This is a genomic window from Brevibacillus sp. HB1.2 (assembly GCF_013332495.1).
GTDB classification, from domain to species: Bacteria; Bacillota; Bacilli; order Brevibacillales; family Brevibacillaceae; genus Brevibacillus; species Brevibacillus porteri.
In genome coordinates this window covers 720637-745701 of sequence record NZ_JABMIU010000001.1, presented here as the reverse complement: position 1 = coordinate 745701, position 25065 = coordinate 720637, and the positions used below count along the sequence as shown (strand labels likewise).

Here is a 25065-nt window from a genome sequence, read left to right as displayed (position 1 = left end):
ATTGCCAGCAAAGAGAAAATAGAGAGAGAAGCTTTACTGCAAGAGATCTAAGGGTTATTTACACAGCCGATTTTTACACTGTGTCGGCAGCGTTCCGCAGTGTAAACATGGGACGTGAAAGCAATCAAAAATCTACAAGGGGGTAAGTTAGTTGATCCGTTATCTCGGTAAGCGCATCATTTTTATGCTCATCTCGCTCTTCTTAATTGTAACGGCCACCTTCTTCATCATGAAAGCAGTACCAGGTGGTCCATTTACATCCGAGAAGCAGGTCCCGCCGGAAATTAAGGCAGCACTAGAGGCAAAGTACAAGCTGAACCTGCCGTTGCACGAACAATACTTTGAATATTTGAAGGGTGTAGTAACGTGGGAGCTCGGTCCATCGTTTACGGAGAAATCTTCAACTGTTAATGACATGATTAATCGTGGTTTCCCAGTTTCTGCTCACTTGGGTGCACAAGCTTTATTGCTCGCTATCTTTGGTGGGATTACGCTAGGGGTTATCGCAGCGCTAAACCATAATAAATGGCAAGACTATTCCGCGATGGTCATCGCCGTTTTGGGATTATCGGTACCAAGCTTTATTTTGGCGTCCTTTTACCAATACATTTTCGCTATTAATTTGGGCTGGTTTCCAATCGCGAAATGGGAAGGATTCGAATACACCATCCTTCCATCATTGGCACTCGCCGCATCACCGATGGCATTTATCGCGCGTTTGACGCGTTCCAATATGATTGAAGTTATGGGTCAAGATTACATCAAAACAGCAAAAGCAAAAGGGCTGCACACTTTTACCATTACAGTAAAACACGCAATCCGTAATGCGCTCTTGCCAGTTGTTACTTACCTGGGTCCACTGATTGCCGGTATTTTGACAGGTGCATTCGTTATTGAACGTATTTTCGGTGTTCCTGGTCTTGGTCGCGAATTCGTTTTGTCCATTACAAACCGCGACTATACGGTAATCATGGGTACGACCGTGTTCTACTCCATGATCCTTGTTGTGATGATTCTGATTGTTGACATCGCATACACCTTGGTAGACCCACGGATCAAACTTTCGGACGCAGGAAAGGAGTAATGACACGTGCAAAACTTGACTAAAGAACATTTCGAGCCAATTTCCGTTGACCTTCGTCAAGCGGAAGCAATCAAGCGCCCAAGTCTCTCTTTCTGGTCTGACGTTTGGCGTCGTTTGAGAATGAATAAAGTCGCAATGATTTCTATGATCTTCATTGCTGCGTTGATCGTATGTGCCATTGTGGTCCCATGGCTAACTCCACAAGATTATTTTACGACGGATCTGGCTGGCAAGAACAAAAAGCCGTCTGCTGAACACTGGTTTGGCACAGATGACCTAGGTCGTGACGTATTTGAGCGTATTTGGTACGGTGCACGTATCTCTCTGCAAGTAGGTCTTGCCGCAGCGTTCATTGACTTGATCATTGGTGTGATCTGGGGTGGTCTCGCAGGTTTCTATGGTGGAAGAGTAGATGAATTGATGATGCGTTTCGCAGATATCTTGTTTGCAATTCCTTACCTGCTGGTTGTTATTTTGTTGATGGTTGTATTAGAGCCTGGTGTTGGAACGATTATTCTTGCCTTGACGATAACGGGATGGATCGGTATGGCCCGGATTGTGCGTGGTCAGATCCTTCAATTGAAAAACCAAGAGTTTGTACTGGCAGCACGCTCCCTTGGAGCTGACGCCAACCGTCTGATCTTCAAACACTTGATTCCTAATGCTTTGGGTCCAATTATCGTTACATTGAGCTTGACTGTACCTTCCGCGATTTTCGCAGAATCTTTCTTGTCCTTTATCGGGTTAGGGGTTTCGGCACCAATTGCATCGTGGGGAACGATGTCCAATGAGGGCTTGCCGGCCATGAAGTACTATCCATGGCGTTTGACATTCCCGGCAATCTTTATTTCCATGACCATCTTGGCATTTAACTTGTTCGGTGACGGTCTGCGCGATGCAGTAGACCCACGCCTGCGTAAATAGGAGGGATCGTCGTAATGGAACGCATTCTTGATGTAAAAGACCTGCATGTATCCTTCCATACGTATGCAGGTGAAGTAAAAGCAGTCCGCGGTGTGAATTTTCACGTCAACCGCGGAGAGGCTGTAGCGATTGTAGGGGAGTCCGGTTGCGGTAAATCCGTAACCGCTCAAACCCTCATGAAGCTGATTCCGATGCCTCCAGGTGAAATTAAACAAGGGCAAATTCTCTTCAATGGCGAGGATATCGTCAAGAAGTCGAAAAAAGAAATGGAATCGATCCGCGGTAAAGATATCGGGATGATCTTCCAAGATCCAATGACTTCCTTGAACCCAACCATGACCATCGGTAGCCAAATTACCGAGGGCTTGATCAAGCACCAAAACATGTCGAAAGCTGCAGCACGTGATCGTGCCATTGAGCTGTTGACCATGGTTGGTATTCCGCAACCTGAGAAACGTGTGGAGCAATATCCACACGAGTTCTCTGGCGGTATGCGTCAACGTGCGATGATCGCGATCGCTCTCGCCTGTTCGCCGAAGCTGTTGATCGCGGATGAACCGACGACAGCTTTGGACGTAACGATTCAGGCGCAAATTTTGGACCTGATGAAAGAATTGCAAAAGAAAACAGGCACTTCCATTATCTTGATCACGCATGACCTTGGTGTTGTTGCTGAGATGTGTGAACGCGTCATCGTTATGTACGCAGGAAAAGTGATCGAGACAGGAACAGTTGACGATATTTTCTACAATCCGCAACATCCTTACACCAAAGGCTTGCTTCGCTCGGTACCACGTCTTGACTTGAACCGTGACGAGCCACTGACACCGATTTTTGGTACGCCGCCAGACCTTCTGCGTCCGCCAGTTGGCTGTGGATTCACTGCGCGTTGCGAATCAGCGATGCGTGTGTGCCAAGAGATCGATCCTGAGCTGAACGACGTCAGCACGACTCAGCGAGCAGCTTGTTGGCTTCAGCATCCGCTTGCTCAGAACCGTGCATGAACGTAGAAGGAGGGATATCAGTGGATAAACGTGAAAATTTAATTGAAGTACGTAATCTAAAAAAGTTCTTTTCTATTGGCGATAATACTCTGAAAGCTGTGAATGATATCTCGTTTGAGATCAAACGTGGAGAAACATTGGGCGTAGTAGGAGAGTCAGGCTGTGGAAAGTCCACTGCCGGTCGTACCATCTTGAGACTGTATGATGCGACTGAAGGGGACGTCCTGTTTGAAGGTAAGAGCATCATGAATTTGAACCAGCAGGAAATGAAGGCGATGCGCCGCAACATGCAAATGATTTTCCAAGACCCTTACGCATCCTTGAATCCGCGTATGACAGTTGGGGATATCATTGGCGAGGCGCTGGATATTCATGGCCTGGCGACTGGTCAAAAGCGCAAAGAACGCATCCAGGAGCTCCTTTCCTTGGTGAGCTTGAATCCTGAGCATATGAACCGCTTCCCACACGAGTTTTCAGGCGGACAGCGCCAACGTATCGGAATTGCCCGTGCATTGGCAGTAGAGCCAAAATTCATCGTTTGTGACGAGCCAATCTCTGCTTTGGACGTATCCGTACAAGCACAGGTTGTAAATTTGCTCGAACAGCTGCAAGAAAAAATGGGCTTGACCTACATGTTCATTGCCCATGACTTGTCCATGGTAAAATACATTTCCGACCGTGTAGCGGTTATGTACCTGGGTAAAATGGTTGAACTGGCAGAAAGCGATGCTTTGTATGAAAAGCCGCTCCACCCGTATACGCAAGCGCTGTTGTCTGCGATTCCGATTCCAGACCCAGAAGTTGAGCGTAACCGCGAGCGCATTGTATTGCAAGGCGATGTACCTAGCCCAATGAATCCACCAAGTGGTTGCCATTTCCGTACTCGTTGCCCGAAAGCAATGCCGGAATGCGCTGCATCCGCACCTGTATGGAAAGAAGTAGAGCCAGGACATTTCGCAGCTTGTCATTTGTATAACTAAATCAACTACAAATAACGAGTTCCGAGGCTACTCGTGCAGCCCGGAACTCGTTTCCCTTCATAAGGGAGGTTTTACCTCTGAAAAAAATGGGTATTGTACCCAGAGGCAGTTTTTTCAGGGGTATTTTTTCGGAGTTCTTGCACTGGAAAATTGTAGTAGCGATAAAGGGGGCAAGTAGCATGAGTAAATTTTTGTCGCCACGATGGAACAAGAAGGAGGGAATTTCGAATCTCTTAAAAAAAGTAAATTTGACTAGCCAAGTAGCAACGGAAAAGCTAAAAGGCTCTCTTGCTACAAAGATGATTGTGTTTGGCCTAATTCTTGTACTTATTATTATCGGTTCTTTGCAATACATAGCTCTTTCCTTCTCGAAATCAACGCTGTTCAGCATTACCTCTAACCAGGCGAAAATGCTGGCTGACCAGCATGCAAATAGCATAGAAGATGACATAAAAGCAATTGTGAACTCCACGAAATCGGCGGCAACCAAACGTGTGATGATGACAGAGCTACAGCCGCTTATCATGGAGCAGTTTACTCTATTGCGCCAGGCACATAAAGAAGTATCCCGAATCTATTTGATCGACACGGCTACCGGGAAATCCCTGTATTCCTTGACCGGGACCAATGAGATTGACTTCAAGCAAAAGCAATACTTCCAAAGAGCACTAACTACGAAATCCTTGGTCATTTCTGATGAAGAAATCGTTGAAGGCAGCAACAAGAGTTTTCTTTATATTGCGACACCCATAGGGGAAAAGACAGATGATACGAGCCGATTGTTCGTTGTTGGGTTTACGATTGACCAAATGATTCAAAAAATTCCTGAGATCTCTTTCATGGAGAATGGCTACGCATTTGTCGTTCGACAAGATGGTTTGGTTGTAGCTCATCAAAATCCGAATAACAACAACAAGCTCGTGCTAGCTGGTGACAAAGATTATGAAGAGATGCTTGCCCTGATGCAGTATGAGACAAGCAATAGCTTATTGTACTCGGATCATGGTATTGATTCATTTGCAGCTTTTGCACCAATACCGTTGTTGAAATGGAATGTAGTTTTGTCCACGGGAACCGACGAGGTGTATGGCGAGGTGGACGGAATGTGGCTATACTTCGTGCTCTTCAGCTTGCCGATCATCGGACTCTCGGTTTGGGCGATCTGGTGGTTTGCGAAGCGGATTCGACTTTCCTTGTTCGCGATAGCCAGAGATATGGATCAAATCGGCGCCGGACATTTTAATATCAACGTAAAAGTAAACGGCAATGACGAGCTGGCTATGGTTGGACGCAAAATGAATGAGATGGCGGCTGAACTTCGCAAGCTGATTGCCCTTGTACAGGGACAAGCTACACAACTGAACGTAGCGACAGATGAGCTGACTCTATTTGCGCAAGAGAACAAAGGAGCCATTAACGTCATTACGGATAATATTTCAACGATTGCCCAACGCGTTTCTACGCAGACAAATGAAGTGCAAGCGACGGCCAATACCGTCTCGGAAATATCGGAAGGCGTTGAACAGGTGGCTGTGGCTGCCGAATCAACATCGGTTGCTACGACCCGTACGTTTGAGAGAGCGCAAGGCGGAATGGAATTAGTGGGGAACGTAATCAATACGGTAAGACGTGCCACTAGTGAGGTAGAACGTACTGCTGGGCAAATGCACAATCTTCGTGATCGTGCTCGTGAAATTACGAGTATCGTCGAAATGATTACGAGTATTGCATCGCAGACGAATTTGTTGGCGCTGAATGCAGCCATTGAAGCTGCCCGTGCTGGAGATGCTGGACGAGGCTTCTCGGTTGTAGCCAGCGAGGTTCGCAAGCTCGCAGAGGAAAGCAGCTCCTTCTCTGAGCGTATTGCTGCTATTGCCCATTCGATCAATGATGAGGCAATGGATATGAGTAAGCATATGGACGAGATCGTTACCATGGTGAGTGGAGGCTTGCAGTCTGTAGAGTCTGTGGGTACTGCTTTCCAAAATATCGTGGCAGAGATTCAATCGGCCGCAGAGCAAAGCGAATCGATGACGGCGACCTCGGAAGAGATGGCCGCAGGTAATCAGGTTGTGACGAACTCCATGCAGCGTCTCGCCACCATGTCCGATGAAATTAGTGATTCCATCTCAGGTGTAGTAGAGACAGTGGATGAACAATTGAATTCGATTGCACGCATTAATGAAAACGTAGAACAATTGAAAAAAATGGCGGACGAGTTAACTCAAAATGTGAGCCGATTCGTCATTTAAGAAAGTGTCCCTTCTGCGAGTAGTAGAAGGGATTTTTTGTGTAACCGGATGTCTTTCGAGAAGATAATCTTGCCGTTTTTGTGTGAATATTTTCCTTTCATGATGGTGAGAATAAAACCATGAATGGAGGGAAGAGACTGCTATGAAACGGAATGGATACCTCGCTCTATGCTTCGTTATGTGCTTTACCATCTTTTCTCCGATGGCTGTTGCCAAAGAAAAGGCTGGACAGCAAAAGGGTGACAATCATTTTGCCCCACTAGCTTCATCCGCAGTGATGATTGAAGCGGATACGGGAACAGTCTTGTATGAAAAGAACGCCAATGAAAAAATGCCACCCGCCAGTATCACCAAAGTAATGACCATGCTTTTGATCATGGAAGCGGTGGAGCGGGGAGAGCTTAAGCTTACCGATAAGGTTCGAACAAGTGAAAGAGCAGCATCAATGGGCGGGTCGCAAATTTTTCTACAGCCTGGTGAAGAAATGACGGTAGAGGACATGTTGAAAGGGATTGCGATTGCTTCTGGGAATGATGCCTCTGTAGCGATGGCTGAACACTTGGCTGGGACAGAAGAGAGTTTTGTCGCGCGAATGAATGAACGAGCACAGCAGCTCGGTATGAAAAATACGCATTTTGTCAACTCCAATGGACTTCCAGCCGCGAATCACTTCTCTTCGGCAGCAGATATTGCGATCATGTCACGTGAGCTCTTAAAGCACGATGGCATCACGAAGTTCACCGGTACGTATCAAGACTATTTGCGGAAAGATACAGAGAGCCCCTTCTGGCTTGTAAATACGAACAAGCTGGTGCGTTTTTATGAAGGGGTGGACGGTTTGAAAACAGGGTACACAGGCGAAGCGAAATACTGTTTAACAGCGACAGCCAAACGCAACAACATGCGTGTCATTGCAGTCGTCATGGGTGAGCCTGATGTAAAAACGCGTAACAATGAGGTTTCGACCATGTTCAATTACGCATTCACACACTTTCAGGTGATGCCGATGTACAAAAAGGGAGAAGCAGTGCGCGCACTCGTTGTAGATAAAGGTCAGAAACCGCAAATCAATGCGGTGACACCACATGCGGTTAGTTTGTTGATGAAAAAAGGAGAATCGGCCGATACTTTCCAGAAAGAAATTGTCATCAATGAGGCGGTTCACGCACCTATAGCAAAAGACCAAGTAATTGGCCACATTTTCATCCGAACGAAAGATGGCAAGGAAGTAAACCGAATCGATCTGTTCCCAGAAGATCAGGTAGATAAAGCCAACATGTGGGAGATTCTCAAGCGAACCACCAAGAGCGTTTTGATTAGCTACTGACAGACAGCATGAGCGCGAAAAGAATCGAGTTGCCCCGAATGGAATGGCGCGGCTGCTCGATTTTTTTGTTCTTTTGTCGGCTGGCAGGAATTGGTTTCGCCGAGGAAGAAAGAGAGTTTCTATCAAGGGAGAAGGAGTGTGTCAGCTATGAGTTTACGAGTCGCGATGGAGACACGGCAGGATGTGCTGGTGATCCGTTTGCAGGGTGAGCTGGATCATCATACGGCAGAGGAGTTGCGCAAGAAGGCGGATGATCTTTTGCGTACCTCTACGATACGCCATATTGTGCTGAGTCTGGCTGATTTGACGTTTATGGACAGCTCTGGTATCGGGGTTATTTTGGGAAGATACAAGCAGATTTCTGCCCGATCTGGAGAAATGTATGTCTGCTCGATCAATCCTACGATCTATCGAATATTTGAGATGTCCGGGTTATTCAAGGTGATCAAGTTTCGCGAAAACGAAGCGGATGCTTTGCATGTTCTGGGGGTGGCGTAATGATGGTACAACGTAACTTTATGTCAGTGTCGTTTGCAGCATTGAGCCAAAATGAAGCATTCGCACGTGTAGCAGTCGCAGCCTTCATTTCTCAACTCGATATTACGATGGACGAGCTGGAAGAAATCAAAACCGTTATATCCGAGGCTGTTACCAATGCCATTATTCATGGTTATGACGAAAATCCAGAGGGTGTGGTACAGATCTCCGTGCGAATTCAAGAGGACAGTATTGATCTGATTGTAGAAGACAATGGACGTGGAATTGAGGATGTGGAGCAGGCTATGCAACCACTCTATACGACGAAACCGGAGCTTGAGCGCTCTGGGATGGGCTTTACGATTATGGAGAATTTCATGGACTCTTTGGAAGTGGCAACGGTTGTGGGTAAAGGAACAACTGTGCGCCTCACCAAACGCCTAGCGTTTGCCAAAGCCTTGCAAAATTAGGGGTAGTGCCTATGGGTGCCGATATCAAAAACGCGAGTCAACCATTTCTGACCAATGACCAAGTAAAAGAGCTAATCGCCAAAAGCCAAGCTGGCGACACTGAGGCACGAGAGCTTTTAGTCAACAGCAATATTCGGCTGGTCTGGTCCGTCGTCCAGCGCTTTATCAACCGTGGATACGAAGCGGATGATTTGTTTCAGATCGGTTGTATTGGCCTTTTGAAAGCCGTAGACAAGTTTGATCTCTCCTATGATGTTCGATTCTCAACCTATGCTGTGCCGATGATTATCGGAGAAATTCAACGCTTCTTACGTGATGACGGTACAGTCAAGGTAAGTCGATCACTCAAAGAAACAGCCAATAAGGTACGACGAACAAAGGATGAGCTGTACAAGCAATTCGGTCGCGCACCCACGATTGCTGAGGTTGCGGACGTGGTGGGGATTACGCCAGAAGAAGTCGTGTTTGCGCAAGAAGCGAATCGGGCACCTTCTTCCATCCATGAAACGGTTTTTGAAAATGACGGGGACCCCATTACTTTGATCGATCAGATTGCGGATGAAGGGGTCAACAAATGGTTTGAAAAAATTGCGCTCAAGGATGCGATCAGTCGATTGAGCGAGCGGGAACAACTCATTGTCTACCTGCGCTACTACAAGGATCAGACGCAGTCAGAAGTAGCGGAGAGGCTGGGAATCTCGCAAGTACAGGTATCGCGCCTTGAGAAGCGCATTTTGCAAACGATCAAAGAGCAAATTGAGCATTAACAGATGCAAACACTCCGGTCACTACGTGGCTGGGGTGTTTTGTTTTGTGAAAAACATCTCGATAGTTTTCATTAAACAGAACGATCATTTCCGTTTGTTTGCATGGGTTTTGTGGCGAGGCACATACTAGCGAATAATCAGGTATGTGATGGAAGGGGAAGGTACCATGAATGACGCGTTGTTTCTGCGCCTGAGAAAGCGATTGGCCATACAGCCACAAGCTATGATTACGCTTGGGGACATTTGCCAGCTTTACTGGGATGGAGAGCGCGAGGAAGCGTTAAAGCGGATGCCCATTTACCAGACGAAGCCAACGGATGGCAATTTGATCATTATCGATATTATGCAGGTGATTAAAAGATTGCGTTCTGTCTATCCTGATGTGGAACTTGACGTCCAGGGTGCACCCCAAATCATTGTGGAAGTACTCAATCCACGTAAGAAATCGAATCCGATTTTAGTGGCATTGGTGTGGCTTCTGTTGTTCATTGGCTCAGGATTGGCGATCATGAATTTCCATACGGATGTCAGCATGATGCAGGTTCACGAACGAATCTACTATTTGATTACAGGTGAAAAAAGCCATCAGCCTTTGTGGATGCAAATTCCATACTCTATCGGAATCGGCTTGGGGATGATTCTGTTTTTCAATCATATCTTTCAGAAAAAAATCAACGAGGAACCTAGTCCGCTTGAAGTGGAATTGTTTATGTATCAGCAAAGCCTGGATCAATACTACATACAAAATGAAAACAAGGAAAACCAACGGACGAAGAAATGAGCGTCATTAAGTGCTTGTTGCTTATTTTGATCGGGCTGGGTGGAGGGCTTGCAGTAGGGAGCGGGCTGGTCGCGTTTATTACCGTTCTGGACATCATTCCGAGGTTGACACAATTAACGAATGCTCATCGGTATATTCGCTCGCTGGAATGGGCTCTGGTGGCCGGAGCGCTTTTTTTTACGTTTATTGATTTTTTTCATTGGGGTGTTCAATTGCCCGTTATCGTTTCTTCGCTTTACGGGATCTTTGCAGGGATATTTGTGGGGACACTCGCCGCAGGCTTAACTGAGGTACTCAACGTCTTTCCGATATTAGCAAAGCGAATCCACATGGACGGCAGTCTTCTTTTTCTGTTGATGGCAGTGGTGCTGGGGAAAGTGACAGGTTCCTTATTGCAATGGTTGCTCCATCTGTGAAATGGTAAATACCACTATTCATAGGCATCTTTAGAAAAAGGAAGGATATAGGAAGAAAGCTTACAAAGGGAGTGAAAGGGCATGGCAACCAAAACAAAATCCAAAAACCCCGGATCGATGCAGATGACCAAACAACTGTATCAACAGCAGGCTTCCAAGTTCCAGCCCAAACGAAATGTTCTGCTTAACTCGTTTCGTGCTTTCTGGGTAGGAGGGACCATATGTTTGTTGGGTCAGGCCATTCAAAATATGTATATTACCTTCTTCGGATTTACGGAGAAAACGGCAAGCAATCCAACCGTTGCGACACTCATCTTTTTATCCGTTTTGCTCACAGGTTTAGGTGTGTATGACAATATCGGGCAGTATGCTGGAGCCGGATCAGCCGTGCCTGTTACAGGCTTTGCCAATTCGATCGCTTCTGCTGCCATTGAACATCGGAGCGAAGGGTTTGTGCTTGGCGTTGGGGGAAATATGTTTAAGCTCGCTGGTTCGGTCATTGTTTTTGGGGTTGTTGCTGCTTTCGTTGCAGGAATATTAAAGAGCCTGATCAACATGTTTTTCTAAGGGAGGGCTGTCAGTGTCAAACAATCCACCTGTGAAACGAGTCAATCGGCAAACTTGGCACTTTGATCAAAATGTTCGCCTGCAAAGCTCGGCAGTTGCTGTGGGACCAAAAGAAGGAGAAGGGCCGCTGGCGCACTTGTTTGATAAGATCCACGATGATATGTATGCATGCCAACAAACGTGGGAAGACGCCGAACGCCAGTTAATGGAGGATGCAGTCAACACCTTGTTGCAAAAGGCGGGGATCACGGGCAAGGATGTGGATATCATTCTTGCGGGTGATCTGTTGAATCAAAACATCACCACCAACTTTACAGCAGAAAAGTTGACGATTCCGCTTTTGGGCATGTACGGCGCTTGTTCTACCTCAATGCTTACACTGGCAAATGCGGCGGCTTTGGTAAACGCAGGCTATGCAAACAAGGCGATTGCTGCTTGCAGTAGCCACAATGCCACAGCAGAAAGGCAGTATCGTTATCCTACGGAATACGGAGGCCAGAAGCCGCCCAGCGCTCAGTGGACAGTGACAGGAGCTGGCGCGGGATTGGTCGGGATAGGGGGAAATGGTCCGCGCATTACGTATGCAACGATGGGGAAAGTAGTGGACATGGGGATTAAAGACCCGTTTGATATGGGGACGGCCATGGCGCCAGCAGCTGCTTCGACGATTCAGACGCATTTTCAAGATACGGGGCGCTCTCCACAGTCCTATGATTTGATCGTGACTGGTGACCTGGCAGCTGTCGGGTATCCGATTTTAAAGGAGCTTATGCTGACAGAAGGATACGACATGGATCAAGTCTACAATGATTGCGGATTGATGATATACTCCCCCGATCAGGATGTATTTGCAGGCGGGAGCGGTTGTGCCAGCAGTGCAGTAGTCACTTATAGCTACATAATGGATCAGCTCAACCGTGGGTTACTGAAAAACGTGTTGATCTGCGCCACGGGAGCACTATTAAGCCCGGTAAGCACTCAGCAGGGCAATTCGATACCGTGCATCGCCCATGCGGTTGCACTTGAGGGAGGAAAATGATGGAGTACCTGATTGCTTTTGTCGTAGGGGGATTGGTTTGTGTAGTGGGTCAACTCCTTCTGGATGTTGGCAAGCTAACGCCTGCTCATGTCATGAGTACGCTGGTCGTGGCAGGAGTTTTTCTCGATTTTATCGGCGTGTATGACAAGTTTATTGATTTCGCAGGCGCAGGAGCGACTGTACCGATTACGAGCTTCGGTCATTCTTTGTATCACGGAGCCATCAGCGAGGCTGAACAACATGGGTTGATCGGTGTGGCAACGGGGATTTTTGAGGTCACGAGTGCGGGTATATCGGCCGCGATTGCATTTGGATTTTTTGCCTCACTCATCTTTAAACCCAAAGGGTAAGTCCAGGCAGTAAAAGGCGGTGACCCAGCATGGACACAGTACGCCGGAAAGTCATATTGGTGACAGACGGAGATCATATTGCCCAAAAAGTTATCGAGAATGTCGCTAAGCAATTTGGGGGGCGATGTATATCACTGTCTGCCGGGAATCCGACTCCATTACGAGGCAATCAGATGGTCGAACTCATTAAAATGACACCGTATGATCCTGTCATCGTCATGTTCGATGACAATGGAGATTACGGCAAGGGTAGAGGAGAACGAGCACTCGAATACGTGGTGAAGCATCCTGATATCGAAGTAATCGGTGCAATTGCAGTAGCCTCGAATACACACTGGGTCAATGGTGCGACAGTCGCTTATTCTGTAAACAACCAAGGACAAATTGTAGATGAAGCGGTGGACAAGGACGGGTACGCAGACGAGCAACTTCAGCATCATATTTATGGAGATACCGTAGACATCTTGAATTCCCTGCATGTACCAAATGTCATCGGCATTGGAGATATAGGCAAAATGGAAGGGAGGGATAGTTTGCAAAACGGTTGTCCCATCACAACGAGAGCGGTGCAATGGATAATGGAAAGGAGCGGCGCTCATGGCACAGGTCACGGAAAAACGGCATCCCATCTCGACTTATCTTGAAGAGAATCAGAGGTATTTGAACGACAGACTCGGTGTTGGTAAGAGCTTTGATATTGGGGTCCATGACTTTTATGTGGGTCATACACGGATGTTGTTGTATTACATAAATGGCTTCGCAGAAAGCTTACTGATTTCGCAGGTCATGCGTGAGCTGAACGATGTGCGTGAGCGGGATCTGGCTGATAACGCTTTCGACCATTTGTTTCACAAATTCATCCCTTTCTACCAACTGAGCAAGGTAGAAACGACTGACGAGTTTATTGATAAATTGCTCGTCGGTCAAGTAGGGCTGATCATTGACCGATCTCCCCACGCCATTATTCTCGATGCCAAAATCCTGCCGAATCGCACACCGCAGGAGCCAGATACGGAGAGAATCGTCCGCGGAGCGCATGACGGCTTTACAGAAGTGCTCGTAACCAATACAACTCTTACGCGACGAAGGATTCGTGACGAACGGCTCCGCTTCGAAATCATGCAGATTGGGGAGCGGACCAAGACAGATGTTGCCGTCGCCTACTTGCATGATGTAGCAAATGAAGAGCTGGTCCATACGTTGAAAGAGCGTCTACAAAATATCCAGATTGACGGGATACCGATGGCAGAAAAAACCGTCGAAGAATTTATCATAGGAAAAACGTTAAACCCCTTCCCGCTGGTTCGATACACAGAGCGTCCCGATGTAGCCGCTGTACATTTATTAGAAGGTCATGTACTGATTTATGTGGATACTTCGCCGAGTGTCATGATCACACCCGCCACTTATTTTCATCATGTACAGCATGCGGAGGAGTATCGACAAACACCGGTAATCGGTGCTTATCTGCGCTGGGTTCGCTTTTTGGGAATCTTTGCTTCTGTTTTTGTTTTGCCGATCTGGTTGCTTTTGGTCATGCACCCTTCTATGATACCGGAGCCACTTCACTTCCTGGGGATCAAAAAGATGGGGAGCATTCCTATTTTGGCACAATTCGTGATCGCTGAGCTTGGACTGGATTTGATGCGGATGGCCGCCATTCATACGCCAGCGCCCCTCTCGATTGCCGTAGGTTTATTGGCCGCGATTCTGGTCGGGGATGTGGCGATAAAGGTAGGACTCCTTGCACCCGAGGTTATCTTGTATCTGGCAGTGGCGGCAATCGGGATGTATGCGACTCCCAGTTATGAGTTGAGCTTGGCCAATCGACTGATTCGTTTGTTTCTCATTCTCATGGTGGGCTTTTTCTCTACACCTGGACTGATGATCGGACTTACGATCATCCTGATTTTCTTGGCTTCTACCCGTTCGCTCAATACGCCTTACTTATGGCCGTTCATTCCATTCAACTACAAAGGGATGAAGGATATTGTGGTACGGCTGGCTGTGCCAAAGAAAAACAACAGGCCGAGTATCGTTCGCGCGCAAAATTCCTCTCGGCAATAATATTCTGAAAACGGTTGACTTCACCCATTGTCAAACGCACAACCTTGTAGTAAATTGTAGGGAAGCCTTACGAACAAAAGTTTCTGTATGGCAACTGACGCTCCTCGTTGGTTGCCTTTCTCTATAACAGGTTGTCTATATACATCATCGGTGCGAATGAATTGGGGAGGAAACGAAACATGTACTTACACGGGACAAGTCGAGTGAATGAACAAGGAAACTTGGAAATCGGAGGCTGTGATACGACACAGTTAGCTGCTACTTACGGAACACCTTTATATGTGTATGACGAACAACAAATTCGCACCAAATGCCGGGATTTTGTCAATGCGTTTCACAATACGGGTTTTTCCTTCCAGGTTGCTTACGCGAGCAAAGCTTTTTGCACGATGGCAATGTGTAAGTTGGTTGAAGAGGAAGGCTTGTCACTCGATGTAGTATCTGGCGGCGAATTGTATACGGCTCTGCAAGCTGGATTCCCCGTAGAACGCATCCATTTTCATGGCAACAACAAATCTCGTGATGAGTTAATCATGGCACTAGACGCCAAAATTGGCTGTTTCGTTGTGGACAACTTTTATGAGTTGCACATCTTGGCGCAATTGGCCGAAGAGCGGAACGAAAAAGTCTCCGTTCTCTTGCGTGTCACACCGGGTGTAGAAGCTCATACGCATGAATACATTTCTACAGGACAGATCGACTCCAAGTTTGGCTTTGACGTGCAAAACGGCCAGGCTCTTGAGGCGATTCAATTCTCTCACGAAAGCAATCATCTCCATTTATTAGGAGTTCATAGCCATATTGGTTCACAAATTTTTGAAACAGAAGGCTTCCTCGTCGCTGTCAAACGATTGACAGAACTGTTGGGCGAAGCAAAAGGAAAGCTTGGATTCCTGCCAGAAGTACTGAATGTAGGAGGCGGCTTCGGTATTCGGTATGTAGAAGGCGATACACCGCAGCCAGCGGACACGTATATCAAAGCCATTACAGATATCGTTCGCCAAGAGCTCACAGCGCTTGCGATTCCTCTACCTGAGATCTGGATCGAGCCAGGTCGGAGTATTGTAGGGGATGCAGGGACAACCTTGTACCGAATTGGATCGCAAAAGAACATTCCAAATGTCCGAAAATATATTGCGGTCGATGGTGGCATGACAGACAATCTGCGACCAGCTTTATACGATGCAGAATATGAAGCAGCAATTGCGAACAAAATGAATGCACCTGCTACCGAGATGGTTTCCATTGCAGGGAAGTGCTGCGAGTCAGGTGATATGCTCATCTGGGATGTAAGGCTTCCAGAAGCGCAGGCGGGCGATATTCTCGCAGTCCCAAGCACAGGTGCATATGGATATTCGATGGCGAACAACTACAACCGAATCGCTCGTCCTGCTGTTGTATTTGTCAAGGACGGAGAAGCAGAAGTGGTCGTACGACGCGAAACGTACGCAGAAGTAGTTGGTCACGATGTTTTGCCAAAACGCGCGCAGCTTATGCGCTAAACTTCATAAAAAATGCACAAACCTTCCCGATCGTTTGGGAAGGTTTTGTATTTCCTTCATCTCCCATTCATGATTGCTTAATGTTTGCTCGGCATAATGGAAGGGTGAGGGGGAGCGATTCATCATGTTGTCGACTCTTATGAAGCGGTTTCGACGAATACCCTATATTTCGTTGGATAAACGCCAATGGATGAAGGCGATGATTCGGCAAGAGGTGGAGAGAGAGAAGAAAGTCGTCCTGTTTTATATAGATATCGTCAAGCTGACAGAGGTAGAGCATCGCTATGGCGATACGAGTGCCAAGAGAGTTCTTCATATATTTGAAAGCATTTTGCCGGCTGTAGCTCGTCAAGCATTTGAAATCAAAGGGAGAATCATCGCGATTCAAAAGCTATGGGGCGATGATTTTGCGATCTACACTTCCTTCTCGAAAATGATGAGTGAGGAAGACTGTCAAATGCTCTCGATTCATTTTCAGGACTTGGCTGAACGTCAGTTAAATCGACAAGTGAGCTTCGTTAATCGTGAGGAGCTTCGTGTCCATATCGGCTATGCGGAAATCATCGGAGAAGATATCGTAAAAGAGATGTATACCTCTGTCAAACATGCTGTTCATATGGCCAAATATGGGATTACCTCCGAAAAATATACGCACATCAGACAATTTCACAAGCTGCTTGCAGAAGAAAATGTTCAGATGCACTTCATGCCGATCATTCATTTGCCAAATGGCGAAGCTTTAGGATGGGAGGCATTGGCGCGAGGGCCGGTCAACAGCCTCTTTGCAACTCCTGCTGCTTTGTTTAATTATGCGCAAGAGACGGATACGGTGTTTCGTTTGGAGCATATATGTCGCAAGCGGGCATTGGAGCATATACGCTACCTGAAGCCACATGAAAAATTATTTATCAATTTGGATCCACGGGCGATTGACGATCCGTTTCTGCTACGTGGCAAAGTGCAGATGCTTTTGGCAGAGTATCAGCTGACGCCACAAAACATTGTTTTTGAAATTACAGAGCGCCACGCGATTACGAATTACGCTGCTTTTCGAAAAATCATCGAGGAATACCGCAAGCAGGGCTATATGATTGCCGTAGATGATGCGGGTGCAGGGTATTCCAGCTTGGAATCGATTACAGAAATTTACCCAGACTTTATTAAGCTTGATATGTCATTGATCCGCAATATTGATGTCGATCCGATTAAGCAGGCGTTGTTGGAGACGTTTGTATCCTTTGCTGACAAGGTAAACTGCAAAATCATAGCAGAAGGGATCGAGACGGAGCGTGAGCTGGAAACGCTCATGGACGTCGGTGTCATCTATGGACAGGGTTACTATTTAGGTAAGCCGGACAAAGGGATGGCGCAGCTATGTGGAACGGCTATGAACTTTCTGCGGTTTACGATGGAAAAGCGGATTGAGCAAGAAGCGGAACCAGTGCTGCCCACACCGGCTATGACGGAAATCTTGGCGAAGACAATCAGTGTTGAAAAACACGTGAAAGTAAGACGCATCCATGAGATTTTCGAACAAAATCAGCGGATTGAAAGCGTGGTAGTGCTAGAGAAAGGTATACCGGTTGGACTTGTCATGCGGTTTTCCCTGTATCAAATTCTCGGTGGTCAATACGGAATCGCGCTGTATTATGAAAGATCCGTTTCTCAAATCATGAATACGAACCCGCTCAAAGCTACCAAAGACGACAAGTTGGATGAGGTAGCGAAGCGTGCGATGGCCAGAGATGCTTATCATTTGTATGATGTGGTCATTATTATTGATGAGAATGGCGAGTACATCGGCATCGTTACCGTGCAAAAGCTGTTGGACAAAATGGCTTCCATTAAACTCGAGATGGCGAGCTCTGCCAATCCGCTGACTGGATTGCCGGGGAATGTGCAGATTGAAAGGGAATTGAATCAACGGCTGAAACGGAATGATCATCAGGTGGTCATCTACTGTGATCTCGACCGTTTCAAATGGTTTAACGACCGCTACGGGTTTGAAGTGGGGGATCAGATTATCGTTCGAACCGCGAACTTGTTGCGGGAAGCCTCGAAATGGTACGGAAGCGGGTCTGACTTCATTGGGCATATTGGTGGAGATGATTTTATCCTGATTACGACAGCACAATGTGCGAATGATGTCGTCTTGTTTATCATGGATGCTTTTACGCCGTATTTTTCGGACATTTATGAAAAGCGCAGAATGGGGGACGGTCAGGAGCTCTCGATGTCGATGGCAGGTGTCGTCCTCTATGCAGGGAAGTACACCAGTGCAAAACAAGTTGCAGAGAAGGCAGCGTACGTGAAAATGGTGGCAAAGGCGAAGGCGGGAACTGTTTTTATTACCGACTGTGAGTTGCCTGGCGAAGAGCAGATCCGCATCGAGGGATAAATTGGACGTCAATCGATCTCCATGGTAGAATGGGTACGTTAACTTTACAAGGTATGGAGGTTCAACATATGAAAAAAGCGCTCATCACCATGGAAAATGGTAACCAAATCGAGCTGGAGCTGTTCGATCAAGAAGCTCCGGGCACAGTAGCAAACTTTGAGAAATTGATTAACGAAGGCTTCTACAACGGTCTGTCCTTCCACCGTGTTATCCCTGGCTTCGTAGCACAAGGCGGATGCCCTTACGGTACAGGTACAGGCGGTCCTGGTTACACCATCAAATGTGAAACAAAAGGAAACCCACACAAGCATCTGCGCGGTTACCTGTCCATGGCACACGCAGGAAAAGACACAGGCGGAAGCCAATTCTTCATCTTGTATGATGCTTTCCCTCACCTCGATGGCGTACATACAGTATTTGGTCGCGTCACTTCCGGTATGGAACACGTTGATGCAATCAAACAAGGCGATAAAATGGGTACAGTAAAAGTAGGCGAATAAAAGCTTCATGAACACCGATGAGGGGAAACCTTGTCGGTGTTTTTTCGTCAGGATGTATGCTGGGTCAAGCTGGAATGGGGTTGTAAGCCTATCTATCTGCTGGTATGCTAGAAGATAGACGATTTTTATCTGGGGTTGTTCAAAAAGATGACTTTTTGAACTCGCATGATTGGAGGAAGCAATGGATCTTTTTCATTTTGATTGGAAAACGGTACCGTTTCGTTTGATTGCGTTCGTTATCGCTTTCACTTTGCATGAATGGGCACATGCCTTTGTCGCCTGGAAGCTGGGTGACAATACGGCGAAATCGGAGGGCCGCTTAACATTAAATCCAATCCCGCATATTGATCCGTTTGGTTTGATTCTCATTCTGTTTGGTCCATTTGGTTGGGCGAGACCAGTGCCGATCAACCCTCTGCATTTCCGTGGGAACAAGCGATTAGGGATTGTTTACGTTTCATTTGCAGGTCCATTAATTAACCTGATACTCGCGGTATTGTTTTACATGGTGTATTTCGTAGTAATTAATTCCGGAGTACTAGTAGGCATGCAAGAAAAAGTGGCTTATGCAATTGATCTGACACTACGATTTTCTATATTGATCAATACAGCTCTTTTTATCTTCAACCTTTTGCCGATTCCGCCATTGGACGGCTACAAAATACTGCGATTTTTGTCTCCACGGAGTTGGGATGGAAAGTTTTACAATTATGAAGTCTACGGGCCGTGGATTCTCTTATTACTGATCTTTATTCCGGGGGTTAGCACAATCATTTTTGGTATTCCCCATGGGATTGCACTAGCATGGGTTCAACAAATTGGAAATAGTATCTTAAGCGTGTTCATCTAACGGAAACGAGGGACGTCTTTTGGCTTACAGCATCAAACTTGATTCTTTTGAGGGACCACTCGATCTGTTGCTCCATCTGATCGACAAGGCAGAGGTGGACATCTACGACATACCGATAGCGGAAATTACGGAGCAATACCTCGCGACGATTGACAAGATGCAAGAGCTCCAACTGGATGTGGCCAGTGAGTTCGTAGTCATGGCGGCTACGCTCCTCTCTATTAAAAGCAAGATGCTGTTACCCAAAAAGGAGGAGCATGTCTTTCAGCAGTTCCTCGATATGGATGTAGACGAGATAGACCCGCGTGAAGAGCTGGTTGCGCGTCTGTTGGAGTACAAGCGTTATAAGATGCTAGCCGGGAACTTGCGAGAAATGGAGATCGGTCGTAATCAAGTTTTTACACGTCCCGCAGAGAATTTGTCTCCTTATGCGCGTGAAGAGGATCATACCGTGACGAATGTGACCCTCTACGATTTGATCAACGCGCTGGAAAAGCTGGTGAAGAAATCGAAAGAAAAAGAACCGATGACCAGGGTGTCGCGCGACGAAATCTCCATCAAGGATCGGATGACGGAGATACGCCAAGCGGTACGTAGCGGTGGGATGGTTCGCTTTTCTGAGTTGTTTTCCCAAGGTGCAACGCGCACAGAGATTGTAACTACCTTTCTCGCCTTGCTTGAGCTCATGAAGGCTAAGCATATTACGTGTGTACAAAATCAATTGTTCCAAGACATCATCATATGTGAAAACGGAACGGAAGGAGCCCATACTGATGGACTATGACAAGCTGAAAGGCGTAATCGAGGGCTTGCTGTTCATCTCGGGTGATGAAGGAATCGATGCCAAAGAAATCAGTGAAATCACTGAGGTGTCGGAAGAAGAGGTCATCGACTTGATCGAAGACATGAAAGCTGACTTCCGCCGGGCAGGACGCGGTATTCAAATCGTGGAAGTGGCAAAAGCGTATCAGCTGACCACTCTGCCCGAGCATGTGCCCTATTTTGAACGGCTAGCAACATCGCCGGGTCAGTCAACGCTATCCCAAGCAGCATTGGAGACTCTCGCCATTGTTGCGTACAAGCAGCCCCTGACCCGCTCGGAGATTGAAGAAATCCGTGGCGTGAAATGCGAAAAAGCACTGAACACCCTCTTATCCAAACATCTCATTCGCGAAGCGGGGAGAGCAGAGGGCATCGGACGCCCCATTTTGTACGCGACCACCAAAGAATTTTTAGAGCACTTTGGATTAAGGGAACTGGGGGATTTGCCAGAACCGCCTGTCAATCTAGATATCGAAGAAGCGCGACTGGAAGCATCAGCGCTATTCGGAAAATCAGAAGAACCGACAAACGACTAGTTACAGCCCGGACAGTTTTTCGTACTATCATACGACTCGTCCCCATATACTATGGTACAAACCTGTGTATCGTGGTATAACGATGGCTTTTCTCTTGCCTAATAGGTAGGGTTGAGCCTAAGTTTTCAAATGGGGAGGACTTTTATGAGCATACGAAAATATCTGTCCGGCGTACTCGTCGTTTTTCTTTTTATACAGATGGCTCTTACGCCGGCAGCGATGGTAAATGCTGCTGCAACTCCACCTAGCTTGTCAGCTGAAGGTGCAGCACTAGTCGATGTAGAGAGTGGACGGATTCTTTATTCCAAAAACGGTACGAAAAAAATGAGGATTGCGAGTCTGACCAAAACAATGACAGCAATCGTAGCGATCGAGATGGGCAAATTGGATGCACAGGTAACGGTACCCCCACAAGCAGTAGGCGTAGAAGGCTCATCGATCTACTTGAAAAATGGAGAAAAGCTCACGCTTGAAGAACTACTGTACGGTTTGATGCTACGATCAGGCAATGACGCAGCCGTCACCATTGCAACGCACATCGGAGGGTCAGTGCCTGGATTCACTTACTTGATGAATGAAAAAGCTGCGATGATTGGAATGGAGCATACGAATTTCACCAATCCGCATGGGTTAGATGACAGTAACCAGCATTACTCCACTGCGGAAGATATGGCAAAGCTGTCCGCCTACGCCTTACATAATCCGGTGTTTCGTCAAATCGTTTCTACGAAAGTCAAGGATATTTCATGGGAAGGCGAACAGTGGGACCGGCGTCTACTCAACAAAAACAAGATGCTTCACCTATACAACGGTGCTGATGGTGTGAAAACGGGATACACAAAACTCGCGAAGCGTTGCCTAGCTTCCTCTGCCACACGGGATGGAAGGCAGCTGGCGACGATTACTCTGAATGCTTCTGATGACTGGAACGACTCCGCCAAGCTGATGGACTGGGGCTTTGCGAATTATCCGCTACAAGAGCTGGTCAAGAAAGGGCAGGAGGTAAAGCCTGACACACCAGTCACACTTGAAGCAGGAATTCATCTTGTCACAACAAACGCTTTTCAATATCCGTTGCAAACGGCAGAGGCAGAGGGGATTCACAAGCGTGTCGTTATGGGAGAATCAACGGTTACAGCGAAGATGAATGGCCAACTGGCAGGGTTTCTTCAACTCTATTTAAAGGAGAAGATGATTGGACAGGTTCCGTTGCTAGTTAGTGTGGATGCGCCGGCTTTCGCAGCTCCGCAGGCTTCACGCTCAATGTGGCAGCCATTTTGGGACATAGTGTCAGGGGGGCTGTGGAGTGCTTAATGTCATTTGGCTCGGGCTTATTGTCATTAGCATTGTCGTTGCGGCCATGACAGGGCGGATGGAAGCGATCAACGCAGCCGCGTTTGAGGGAGCCAAAACGGGAGTAACCGTTAGTCTCGGTCTTCTCAGTGTTCTCGCCTTTTGGATGGGAATGATGCGGATTGCAGAAAAGTCAGGACTCCTTGAGCTATTGGCGCGGGTATTGTCACCGATCATCCAAGCCCTTTTTCCCGATGTACCAAAAGGGCATCCTGCTATGGGATATATCCTCTCAAATATGAGTGCAAACCTACTCGGGCTGGGTAATGCAGCAACTCCAATGGGGCTGAAAGCCATGGAAGAGCTCCAAAAGCTAAATCCAGACAAGCAAAACGCTTCGCCTGCCATGTGTACCCTGCTGGCGATTAATACGGCGAGCATTACGATTATTCCGACGACGATGATCGCGATTCGCATGCAGTATGGCTCCGTGAATCCGGTAGAAATCGTAGGTACTACGCTGTTATCTTCCTTTGCTGCCACCATTGTCGCTCTGTTGATTGATCGCATGTATCGTTATCGGCATATACGAAGACATAGATAGGGGGAGTCCTTATGTACCAATGGGTATCCCTGCTCTCTCTTTGGGCCATTCCCGTTACGATTGCCTTTGTCTTGTTGTATGGGTGGCGGAAACAAGTCCCCGTCTACGAGACATTTGTAGATGGAGCAAAAGGCGGCTTAACCACTACGATTCGCATACTCCCACATCTGATTGCCATGATGGTCGCGGTAAGTATGTTTCGGGAGTCAGGAGCATTGGATCTACTGCTTCGCGCACTCAAACCGCTTCTTGACCTGTTGCATTTTCCGGAAGAACTAGTCCCGTTGGCATTGCTTCGTCCGTTGACGGGAACAGGCTCACTTGCGATTGCAACAGATCTGATCGCGCAGTACGGTCCCGATTCTTTTTTAGGCAGACTGGCAGCTACCATGCAAGGGAGCACAGATACGACACTGTATGTCCTAACCGTTTATTTTGGCGCAGTTGGCATTCGCAATTCTGCTTATGCACTAAAGGTAGGCTTGTGGTCGGACCTGGCTGGTGTCATCTTCTCGCTGCTCATTGTCTCCTACATATTCGCTTAAAAAGAGTTCAAATAGCGTAGTCAGTGAAAACTTCCTCATGGATATGGGGAAGTTTTTCCCTTTTTCTTGTCCACACTAGTAAGAATGGGTATGATGTTGTAGAGGTGAACCAACGATGGAACGTTTACAGAAAGTATTGGCGCATGCTGGAGTCGCCTCTCGTCGCCATTGTGAAGAATTGATTGCGCAAGGCAAGGTGCAGGTAAATGGCCAAGTCGTACGAGAGCAGGGAATAAAAGTCGATCCGCTCAAAGATAAAATTGTGGTGAATGGACAGCAGGTTAGGCTGGAGCAACATGTCTATCTCTTGCTGTACAAGCCTACTGGTGTCATTACGAGCGTCACAGACCCGCGCGGCAGACGGGTAGTGATCGATCTGTTGAAGGGAATTAAAGAACGGGTATATCCAGTAGGTCGCTTGGATTACGATACTTCTGGCTTGCTGCTCTTGACAAACGACGGGGAGCTAGCCAACAGGTTAGCACATCCAAGCTATGAAATCGATAAAGTGTATCGGGCATGGGTAAAGGGAATCCCTAGTCAGGAAAAAGTGCGCAAGCTAGCAACCGGCATTCGTTTGGAAGACGGCATGACTTCTCCCGGTCAGTCCAAATTGTTGAAGACAGAGTCTAACAGCCAAAAGGCATTGGTAGAACTGACTATACATGAAGGACGAAACCGCCAAGTGCGCAGAATGTGTGAAGCGATCGGTCATCCGGTGTTGACATTGGAGCGAATCCGTTTAGGATTTCTCACATTAGATGGACTAAAGCCGGGCGAATTTCGCAAGCTTACTCATGAGGAAGTGGAGAGCTTGAAGCGGGGATTGGTTCAAAAGAAACGCAGCCCGCGGTAGAAACATTGATTCGTTCAAAATCTGTTCATAAGTTGTGCGCTGTCGGAAAAACTAGGAACGCTATAATAGAATGGGAAAAGGATGCAATTTATTAGCAGTAGATGGGAGTATGGCCTCATGAACAAAAGCAATCGTACATATGTCAGGATCGCGGTATTGGGTGTTTTGCTTGTAGCGCTGGTCTTTGCACTCTATTCCAGCTTTGTGAAGGACCCCGGTGCTGTGAAAGTAGGAAGCGATGCTCCGAATTTTAGTTTGGAGCAGCTGAATGGACCAGAGCTGACTCTAGAAAGTTTGAAAGGAAAGGGCGTTATCCTTAATTTCTGGGGCACGTGGTGTGAACCCTGTAAGGAAGAAATGCCGGCATTGCAAGAGCAATACACGAAGTTTAAAGACAAGGGATTGGTTGTAGTCGGCGTCAATATCGGAGAATCGCCAGTTGCCGTAGAACCATTCGTGAAGCAGTTCGGGATTGACTTCCCTATTTTGCTCGATCGCCAATCGCAAATTACCAAGCTGTATCGAATCGGTCCGATTCCTACGACCTTTTTCATCGACCCAGATGGAGAAGTGCAAGAAATTTTTATCGGGCAGTTAGATGAAGCGATGATTGAGTCGAAAATAACAAAAATCTTGCCGTAAGTGAGGAGCAAT

General features: G+C 47.1%; 27 protein-coding genes. All 27 read left to right on the top strand.

Annotation, left to right across the window (positions count from 1 at the left end; translation table 11 throughout):
• The first annotated feature begins 151 nt into the window (after window positions 1-151).
• Window positions 152-1084: an ABC transporter permease gene (locus HPY28_RS03370; protein WP_017248050.1), complete on the top strand. Its 933-nt coding sequence runs from the start codon at window positions 152-154 to the stop codon at window positions 1082-1084.
• A 6-nt stretch (window positions 1085-1090) separates the two neighbouring features.
• On the top strand, window positions 1091-2008 hold the full coding sequence (locus HPY28_RS03365; RefSeq protein WP_017248051.1) for an ABC transporter permease: 918 nt from the start codon (window positions 1091-1093) through the stop codon (window positions 2006-2008).
• Between the two features lie 14 nt (window positions 2009-2022).
• Window positions 2023-3012, top strand: a complete 990-nt coding sequence (locus HPY28_RS03360) for an ABC transporter ATP-binding protein (protein WP_026043035.1) — start codon at window positions 2023-2025, stop codon at window positions 3010-3012.
• Window positions 3013-3032: 20 nt separating this feature from the next.
• Entirely contained in the window at window positions 3033-3992 is a 960-nt protein-coding gene (locus HPY28_RS03355; protein ID WP_026043036.1) for an ABC transporter ATP-binding protein, read from the top strand.
• Window positions 3993-4171: 179 nt separating this feature from the next.
• Window positions 4172-6244 carry a methyl-accepting chemotaxis protein gene (locus HPY28_RS03350; protein ID WP_173621582.1) on the top strand — a complete coding sequence of 691 codons (2073 nt, stop codon included), beginning with the start codon at window positions 4172-4174 and terminating at the stop codon, window positions 6242-6244.
• 142 nt (window positions 6245-6386) lie between these two features.
• Window positions 6387-7571 (top strand): D-alanyl-D-alanine carboxypeptidase family protein, encoded by a 1185-nt coding sequence (locus HPY28_RS03345; RefSeq protein ID WP_017248053.1) that lies wholly within the window; start codon window positions 6387-6389, stop codon window positions 7569-7571.
• A 147-nt stretch (window positions 7572-7718) separates the two neighbouring features.
• On the top strand, window positions 7719-8069 hold the full coding sequence (spoIIAA, locus tag HPY28_RS03340) for an anti-sigma F factor antagonist (RefSeq protein ID WP_007724108.1): 351 nt from the start codon (window positions 7719-7721) through the stop codon (window positions 8067-8069).
• Window positions 8069-8518 carry an anti-sigma F factor gene (spoIIAB, locus tag HPY28_RS03335; RefSeq protein WP_007724107.1) on the top strand — a complete coding sequence of 150 codons (450 nt, stop codon included), beginning with the start codon at window positions 8069-8071 and terminating at the stop codon, window positions 8516-8518. The genes spoIIAA and spoIIAB overlap by 1 nt, the downstream gene beginning before the upstream one ends.
• Window positions 8519-8529: 11 nt before the next feature.
• Window positions 8530-9285 carry an RNA polymerase sporulation sigma factor SigF gene (sigF, locus tag HPY28_RS03330; protein ID WP_017248054.1) on the top strand — a complete coding sequence of 252 codons (756 nt, stop codon included), beginning with the start codon at window positions 8530-8532 and terminating at the stop codon, window positions 9283-9285.
• A 166-nt stretch (window positions 9286-9451) separates the two neighbouring features.
• Entirely contained in the window at window positions 9452-10066 is a 615-nt protein-coding gene (locus HPY28_RS03325; RefSeq protein ID WP_017248055.1) for a stage V sporulation protein AA, read from the top strand.
• Complete coding sequence (locus HPY28_RS03320; protein WP_017248056.1) at window positions 10063-10482, top strand: stage V sporulation protein AB; 420 nt, start codon at window positions 10063-10065, stop codon at window positions 10480-10482. The genes HPY28_RS03325 and HPY28_RS03320 overlap by 4 nt, the downstream gene beginning before the upstream one ends.
• Window positions 10483-10563: 81 nt before the next feature.
• Window positions 10564-11049, top strand: coding sequence for a stage V sporulation protein AC (gene spoVAC, locus HPY28_RS03315; RefSeq protein ID WP_017248057.1), 486 nt, complete (start codon window positions 10564-10566; stop codon window positions 11047-11049).
• A 13-nt stretch (window positions 11050-11062) separates the two neighbouring features.
• Window positions 11063-12088, top strand: coding sequence for a stage V sporulation protein AD (spoVAD, locus tag HPY28_RS03310; RefSeq protein WP_017248058.1), 1026 nt, complete (start codon window positions 11063-11065; stop codon window positions 12086-12088).
• Window positions 12088-12438 carry a stage V sporulation protein AE gene (gene spoVAE / locus HPY28_RS03305; RefSeq protein WP_007724093.1) on the top strand — a complete coding sequence of 117 codons (351 nt, stop codon included), beginning with the start codon at window positions 12088-12090 and terminating at the stop codon, window positions 12436-12438. The genes spoVAD and spoVAE overlap by 1 nt, the downstream gene beginning before the upstream one ends.
• A 29-nt stretch (window positions 12439-12467) precedes the next feature.
• Window positions 12468-13082: a stage V sporulation protein SpoVABEA gene (gene spoVAEA, locus HPY28_RS03300; protein ID WP_017248059.1), complete on the top strand. Its 615-nt coding sequence runs from the start codon at window positions 12468-12470 to the stop codon at window positions 13080-13082.
• Window positions 13036-14505, top strand: a complete 1470-nt coding sequence (locus tag HPY28_RS03295) for a spore germination protein (RefSeq protein WP_017248060.1) — start codon at window positions 13036-13038, stop codon at window positions 14503-14505. Before spoVAEA ends, HPY28_RS03295 begins: the two co-directional genes overlap by 47 nt.
• A gap of 179 nt (window positions 14506-14684) precedes the next feature.
• A complete protein-coding gene (gene lysA, locus HPY28_RS03290; protein ID WP_017248061.1) occupies window positions 14685-16007 on the top strand; it encodes a diaminopimelate decarboxylase in 1323 nt (440 codons plus the stop codon).
• A 124-nt stretch (window positions 16008-16131) separates the two neighbouring features.
• Window positions 16132-18405, top strand: coding sequence for a GGDEF domain-containing protein (locus HPY28_RS03285; RefSeq protein WP_174230071.1), 2274 nt, complete (start codon window positions 16132-16134; stop codon window positions 18403-18405).
• A 68-nt stretch (window positions 18406-18473) separates the two neighbouring features.
• Complete coding sequence (locus tag HPY28_RS03280; protein ID WP_017248063.1) at window positions 18474-18905, top strand: peptidylprolyl isomerase; 432 nt, start codon at window positions 18474-18476, stop codon at window positions 18903-18905.
• Window positions 18906-19086: 181 nt separating this feature from the next.
• Window positions 19087-19755, top strand: coding sequence for a site-2 protease family protein (locus HPY28_RS03275; RefSeq protein WP_174230070.1), 669 nt, complete (start codon window positions 19087-19089; stop codon window positions 19753-19755).
• Window positions 19756-19774: 19 nt separating this feature from the next.
• Window positions 19775-20539: a segregation/condensation protein A gene (locus HPY28_RS03270; protein ID WP_069844664.1), complete on the top strand. Its 765-nt coding sequence runs from the start codon at window positions 19775-19777 to the stop codon at window positions 20537-20539.
• Window positions 20529-21113 (top strand): SMC-Scp complex subunit ScpB, encoded by a 585-nt coding sequence (gene scpB / locus HPY28_RS03265; RefSeq protein WP_017248066.1) that lies wholly within the window; start codon window positions 20529-20531, stop codon window positions 21111-21113. Before HPY28_RS03270 ends, scpB begins: the two co-directional genes overlap by 11 nt.
• A gap of 144 nt (window positions 21114-21257) precedes the next feature.
• Window positions 21258-22427, top strand: a complete 1170-nt coding sequence (locus HPY28_RS03260) for a D-alanyl-D-alanine carboxypeptidase family protein (RefSeq protein WP_174230069.1) — start codon at window positions 21258-21260, stop codon at window positions 22425-22427.
• Complete coding sequence (locus HPY28_RS03255; protein ID WP_017248068.1) at window positions 22420-23010, top strand: nucleoside recognition domain-containing protein; 591 nt, start codon at window positions 22420-22422, stop codon at window positions 23008-23010. The genes HPY28_RS03260 and HPY28_RS03255 overlap by 8 nt, the downstream gene beginning before the upstream one ends.
• Before the next feature lie 11 nt (window positions 23011-23021).
• Window positions 23022-23555, top strand: coding sequence for a spore maturation protein (locus tag HPY28_RS03250; RefSeq protein ID WP_007724050.1), 534 nt, complete (start codon window positions 23022-23024; stop codon window positions 23553-23555).
• A 115-nt stretch (window positions 23556-23670) separates the two neighbouring features.
• The gene (locus tag HPY28_RS03245) at window positions 23671-24411 is read left to right on the top strand and encodes a pseudouridine synthase (RefSeq protein WP_026043037.1); all 741 of its coding nucleotides are present in this window, start codon (window positions 23671-23673) and stop codon (window positions 24409-24411) included.
• A 117-nt stretch (window positions 24412-24528) separates the two neighbouring features.
• Window positions 24529-25053 (top strand): thiol-disulfide oxidoreductase ResA, encoded by a 525-nt coding sequence (gene resA / locus HPY28_RS03240; RefSeq protein WP_017248069.1) that lies wholly within the window; start codon window positions 24529-24531, stop codon window positions 25051-25053.
• Window positions 25054-25065: the final 12 nt, after the last annotated feature.

Coding starts and splice junctions, on each gene's coding strand:
- sigF (WP_017248054.1), top strand. CDS start 8,530: ATGGGTGCCGATATCAAAAACGCGAGTCAACCATTTCTGACCAATGAC.
- HPY28_RS03280 (WP_017248063.1), top strand. CDS start 18,474: ATGAAAAAAGCGCTCATCACCATGGAAAATGGTAACCAAATCGAGCTG.
- HPY28_RS03345 (WP_017248053.1), top strand. CDS start 6,387: ATGAAACGGAATGGATACCTCGCTCTATGCTTCGTTATGTGCTTTACC.
- spoVAE (WP_007724093.1), top strand. CDS start 12,088: ATGGAGTACCTGATTGCTTTTGTCGTAGGGGGATTGGTTTGTGTAGTG.
- lysA (WP_017248061.1), top strand. CDS start 14,685: ATGTACTTACACGGGACAAGTCGAGTGAATGAACAAGGAAACTTGGAA.
- spoIIAB (WP_007724107.1), top strand. CDS start 8,069: ATGATGGTACAACGTAACTTTATGTCAGTGTCGTTTGCAGCATTGAGC.
- HPY28_RS03275 (WP_174230070.1), top strand. CDS start 19,087: ATGGATCTTTTTCATTTTGATTGGAAAACGGTACCGTTTCGTTTGATT.
- HPY28_RS03295 (WP_017248060.1), top strand. CDS start 13,036: ATGGCACAGGTCACGGAAAAACGGCATCCCATCTCGACTTATCTTGAA.
- scpB (WP_017248066.1), top strand. CDS start 20,529: ATGGACTATGACAAGCTGAAAGGCGTAATCGAGGGCTTGCTGTTCATC.
- HPY28_RS03285 (WP_174230071.1), top strand. CDS start 16,132: ATGTTGTCGACTCTTATGAAGCGGTTTCGACGAATACCCTATATTTCG.
- spoIIAA (WP_007724108.1), top strand. CDS start 7,719: ATGAGTTTACGAGTCGCGATGGAGACACGGCAGGATGTGCTGGTGATC.
- HPY28_RS03250 (WP_007724050.1), top strand. CDS start 23,022: ATGTACCAATGGGTATCCCTGCTCTCTCTTTGGGCCATTCCCGTTACG.
- spoVAC (WP_017248057.1), top strand. CDS start 10,564: ATGGCAACCAAAACAAAATCCAAAAACCCCGGATCGATGCAGATGACC.
- spoVAEA (WP_017248059.1), top strand. CDS start 12,468: ATGGACACAGTACGCCGGAAAGTCATATTGGTGACAGACGGAGATCAT.
- HPY28_RS03360 (WP_026043035.1), top strand. CDS start 2,023: ATGGAACGCATTCTTGATGTAAAAGACCTGCATGTATCCTTCCATACG.
- resA (WP_017248069.1), top strand. CDS start 24,529: ATGAACAAAAGCAATCGTACATATGTCAGGATCGCGGTATTGGGTGTT.
- HPY28_RS03260 (WP_174230069.1), top strand. CDS start 21,258: ATGAGCATACGAAAATATCTGTCCGGCGTACTCGTCGTTTTTCTTTTT.
- HPY28_RS03350 (WP_173621582.1), top strand. CDS start 4,172: ATGAGTAAATTTTTGTCGCCACGATGGAACAAGAAGGAGGGAATTTCG.
- HPY28_RS03325 (WP_017248055.1), top strand. CDS start 9,452: ATGAATGACGCGTTGTTTCTGCGCCTGAGAAAGCGATTGGCCATACAG.
- HPY28_RS03320 (WP_017248056.1), top strand. CDS start 10,063: ATGAGCGTCATTAAGTGCTTGTTGCTTATTTTGATCGGGCTGGGTGGA.
- HPY28_RS03245 (WP_026043037.1), top strand. CDS start 23,671: ATGGAACGTTTACAGAAAGTATTGGCGCATGCTGGAGTCGCCTCTCGT.